Source organism: Cognatilysobacter lacus (genome assembly GCF_008274655.1).
GTDB lineage: Bacteria > Pseudomonadota > Gammaproteobacteria > Xanthomonadales > Xanthomonadaceae > Cognatilysobacter > Cognatilysobacter lacus.
In genome coordinates this window covers 1-4,125 of sequence record NZ_VTRV01000193.1, presented here as the reverse complement: position 1 = coordinate 4,125, position 4,125 = coordinate 1, and the positions used below count along the sequence as shown (strand labels likewise).

The 4,125-nt window shown below is 70.1% G+C and carries 4 protein-coding genes and 1 pseudogene; 4 read left to right on the top strand and 1 reads right to left on the bottom strand.

The window, feature by feature from the left end; all coding sequences use genetic code 11:
* Both FW784_RS14465 and FW784_RS12850 read left to right on the top strand, forming a co-directional pair.
* Positions 1–228: hypothetical protein (locus FW784_RS14465; protein ID WP_187770813.1), on the top strand; the 228-nt coding region annotated here is incomplete at its 5' end.
* A 1-nt stretch (position 229) separates the two neighbouring features.
* Positions 230–802, top strand: coding sequence for a Maf family protein (locus FW784_RS12850; RefSeq protein ID WP_149353731.1), 573 nt, complete (start codon positions 230–232; stop codon positions 800–802).
* A gap of 3 nt (positions 803–805) precedes the next feature.
* Here FW784_RS12850 and FW784_RS12845 read toward each other — a convergent pair whose 3' ends face one another.
* Positions 806–2,659 (bottom strand): ArnT family glycosyltransferase, encoded by a 1,854-nt coding sequence (locus tag FW784_RS12845; protein WP_149353730.1) that lies wholly within the window; start codon positions 2,657–2,659, stop codon positions 806–808.
* 65 nt (positions 2,660–2,724) lie between these two features.
* Between FW784_RS12845 and FW784_RS12840 the strand changes: the two genes are divergently transcribed.
* Both FW784_RS12840 and FW784_RS12835 read left to right on the top strand, forming a co-directional pair.
* Positions 2,725–3,675: an AAA family ATPase gene (locus tag FW784_RS12840; protein ID WP_425481650.1), complete on the top strand. Its 951-nt coding sequence runs from the start codon at positions 2,725–2,727 to the stop codon at positions 3,673–3,675.
* Positions 3,675–4,125 (top strand): annotated as a pseudogene (locus tag FW784_RS12835) (DUF58 domain-containing protein); the annotation flags it as partial. The gene FW784_RS12840 and the pseudogene FW784_RS12835, both read left to right, overlap by 1 nt.

The following is a 4,125-nucleotide window of genomic DNA, read 5'->3' as shown; positions in this document are numbered from 1 at the left end:
CTGCGCATCGCACGCGCCGAAATCGAGGCCGTGGCCGGCGATGGCGGGCCCAACCCGGTCGGCGACGCCATGCGCGAGATGCTGCGCCAGCGGCTTTGGCTGCGCGACCACGGCGACGGCGCCACGGCCGTACAGCTGGCCGAGGTTCGCGACGCCATCGTGCTGGCTCGCCATCGCATCGACCAGGAACTGATCCGCATCGAGGAAGCGAGGCTTCCGCGTGACTGACGTGACGCTGCTCCTCGCGTCGACATCACGCTATCGCCGCGAATTGCTGTCTCGCCTGGGCCTAGAGTTCGACTGCGTGGCACCGGGCGTCGACGAAGCCGCGCTGGCCGACGAGGCCCCGAGTGACCTGGTCGTGCGACTCGCCCGGGCCAAGGCCGCGGCCGTAGGCCGGATGCGGCCCGCGGCCTGCGTGCTCGGTTCCGACCAGCTCGCCGAGTTCGACGGCCGCGTGCTCGGCAAGCCGGGGACGCCCGAACTCGCCTGCGCGCAACTTGCCGCGATGTCGGGACGCGAGGTCACCTTCCTCACGGCGGTCTCCGTGATGCGCGGCGAGCGCGAAGTCGGCCTGCACGTGGACCGCACGGTCGTGCGCTTCCGCGAACTGACATCGGCCGAGATCGCGCGCTACGTGGAGGCGGAGAGGCCGCTCGACTGCGCCGGCAGTTTCAAATCGGAGGGCCTGGGCATCGCGCTGTTCGACGCGATCGAAACGCAGGACCCCACCGCGCTCGTCGGCTTGCCCCTGATCGGGACGGCGCGACTGCTGCGCGTCGCCGGTTTCGCGCTGCCCTGAGCGTCAGCGCTCGACCACGACGGGAACTTCGGGCCACGATTCGACTGCGCCGTCGCGACCGTGGAGGCGGAGGCCGAGCCAGTGCCTGCCCGCCCCGACACCGCGGACGTCGACGCTGCCCGCGAAGCCCAGCCGCGGCGCGTTCGGATCGACGAGCCCGGGCCACGATTTGTCGAGCCCCGGGTACGGGAGCCCGTAGCGCATCTCGCCCACCACGCGGCCGTCGAACGTCGCTTCGACGCGCGAAAGACCCACGCCCTGTCGGAACGCCCAGCCCCTCACATCGATGCGATCGCGCACATGCTCGCCGATCGACGGCCGATCGAACCACGCGATTGCCGGCGCCGTGCATGCGCCGGACGACGGGCGGTCGAGGCGGAACAGCGCGATGCGCTGCTGGCCGTGGTCGACATTGAGGACGCGCGCGGCCGGGAGCGGCCCGACGCGCTGGCAGAGTTCGAGATTGCGGCGATGGACGTTCTTGAACTCCACCTCGCTGACGCCGACCGCAAGCAGTACGGGGCCCTTCGCCAGCATCGCGCGTGGATCCTGGTCGAGCCCCCACAGGTGCAGCTGCGGCGCGCGGCCGTGCTTGCGGTTGAGCGGGTGGTCGAGCACGACGATGTCGGGATCGTCCAGCGCGAACCCGAGTTCGGCGCCAAGCTTGAAGTTGTCGGCGACCACGCGCGTGCCGGGCGGCATGGCCCGAAGCTCGTCACGCACCGCATCGGCAGCTTCGTCCCATCCCGCGAAGTTGCCCGGGTACCACTTTTCGGCGGCACTTCGCGCACGCACATCGGGCATCGACACGGCGACGTAGTAACCCAGCACGACCAGCAAACCCACGCCGGCGACCGCCGCCGTCGCGCGACGCAGCCAAGGCGCCCAGCCGGCGAGCAGGCGCGGCAGCAACGGCAGCAGTGCGAGGTAACCCGGGAGCGGCCAATGGAAACTCACGCGCTCGGTGTCGGCAAAGAATCCGAGCACGAAGAAACCGCTGATCACCAGCAGCCCGAGCATCGCGAACCAGCGCGCTCCGATCCGCGGGCTGCGCACTCCCGCGCGCCCTGCGCCGATCAGCGCCACGAACAACACGGGCGTGACCAGCAGCGCCTGGATCGCGATGAACCACAGGCCGCTCGAATGGAATGCCCACGGGTGGCGATCCACCAGCTGGAAGCGCAGCCCGGCGTCGGCGTTGTCGTAGTTCCACCAGACCAGCGGCGACCACGCGGCCGCGCCGAGCGCGATCGCGATCAGTACGCGCGCGTCCTTCAACGCGCGGCGGCCTTCGACGGTCAGCAGCAGCGTGAGGAAGCCCACGCCGATCACGGCGATGAAGCGGTAGTGGCTGAGCGCACCGAGCGCGAGCCCGAGCGCGAGCTCGAGAGCATGGCTGGCGTCGATGCGACGCAGCAGGCACGCGCCTGCATCCATGCAGAGCAGCGTGGCGAGCGCGAGCATCGCGTCGGGCACCGCAAGAATGCCGAGCGTGCCGGCAAGCGGAAGCAGCAGCGCAAAGCTGCCGGCGACCCATGCATCGCGATCACCGAACGTACGTCGCGTGATGCGCACGACCATCAGGGGGATCAAGGCGGCGACCGCCAGGAACGGCAACCGCAGCGCCAGCAGGTGCTGTCCGCCGAGCTCCACGCCCAGGCGCGCGAGCCAGGCGGTGAGGCCCGGAAGGTCGGAATACGCAGCAGCCGGGTGCTGACCCTCCTGCCAGTAGAACGCTTCGTCGACGAACAGCGGCAAGCGCGCCGCGACCGCGATCTTCACGGCCAGCACGACAGACCACAGCGCCCAGAACAGGCGACGCACGCGCGCCGCCCCGGGCTCCGACTGAATACTCATGCGACCTCGTTACACTCGGGATGCGGCATCCAAAGCCGTCTGGACTCCGTAAGCTCGGAGACGACATGGCCCTAGGCACGGCGGCGAGCATGCTATCGCAACCCCTTCGCGACGCCCTTGACCGCGCGCAGACGCAGGTCAATTCGCTGATCCTCGGCAAGTCGCACGAGGTGCGGCTCGCGTTCGTGGCGCTACTGGCCGACGGGCATATCCTCATCGAGGATCTCCCGGGCCTCGGCAAGACAACGCTCGCGCACGCGCTTGCCGCCACGGTCGGCCTGAAGTTCCAGCGCGTGCAGTTCACCTCCGATCTGCTGCCCGCCGACATCCTGGGCGTGTCCGTGTTCGACGCGGCCCGGCAGATGTTCGAATTCCACGCCGGGCCGGTGTTCACGCAGGTTCTTCTCGCCGACGAGATCAACCGCGCGCCGCCGCGCACGCAGAGCGCCTTGCTCGAAGCGATGGCGGAGCACCAGGTGACGGTCGACGGCACCACGCGTCCGCTGCCCTCGCCGTTCTTCGTGATCGCCACGCAGAACCCGGTCGACCTGGCAGGCACCTACCCGCTGCCGGACTCGCAGCTGGATCGCTTCCTGCTGCGGTTGTCGCTGGGTTATCCGGGCGAAGACGCCGAGCGTGAACTGCTGGCGGGCACCGACCGCCGCACGATGATCGCCTCCGTGCAGCCGTGCTTCGCTGGCGGCGAGTTCGACGCGGTCCGCGATGCGGTGACGCGCGTGCATACGAGCGAAGCACTGGTGGCATACGTGCAATCGCTGCTCGCTCGCAGCCGCCGGCATCCGGGAATTCGCGTCGGCCTTTCGCCCCGCGCCGGGCTCGCGCTCCTGCGCGCGAGCCGCGCGCATGCGCTGCTGCTCGGACGCGGCCATGTCGTGCCGGAAGACGTGCAGGCACTGTTCCCGCACGTGGCCGCGCATCGGCTGGTGACCGACGCCGACGCTGGCGGCGACGCCGCCGTTGCGAAATCCATCCTGCATTCGGTCCCCGTCGACTGATGAAGCAGCGGCGCGGCCTACGTCGGCGTCTGCTCGCGCTGGCGCGCCCGCGCCGACCGGAACCGCTGCCCGTGCATTTCGACCGGCGCCGCATCTACGTATTGCCCACTCGCTTCGGGCTGTTCTTCGCAGCGCTGCTGGCCGCGATGTCACTCGGCGCGCTGAACTACAACAACAATCCCGCCCTGCTGATGGCATTCCTGCTCGCGGGTGCGGCGATTGCGAGCCTGGTCTCGGCGCAACTGCAACTCAGCGGGCTCGCGGTCACCGCCGTCGACGCGGAGCCGGTGCCGGCTGGCGAGCTGCTGCAGCTGCGCGTGCTCGCGCGTGCGCAGGACGGGCGCCCGCGATCGGGAATCGGCGTGGATTTCGACGACGGCGATTCGGTCCCGCTCGGCCTTCGCAACGGCGCGGGCGACGCCACCCTCGCGCTGGCGACGCACCGGCGCG

Excerpts from the sequence above, each read along its gene's own strand:
- FW784_RS12845 (WP_149353730.1), bottom strand. The coding sequence starts at position 2,659 with ATGAGTATTCAGTCGGAGCCCGGGGCGGCGCGCGTGCGTCGCCTGTTC.
- FW784_RS12840 (WP_425481650.1), top strand. The coding sequence starts at position 2,725 with ATGGCCCTAGGCACGGCGGCGAGCATGCTATCGCAACCCCTTCGCGAC.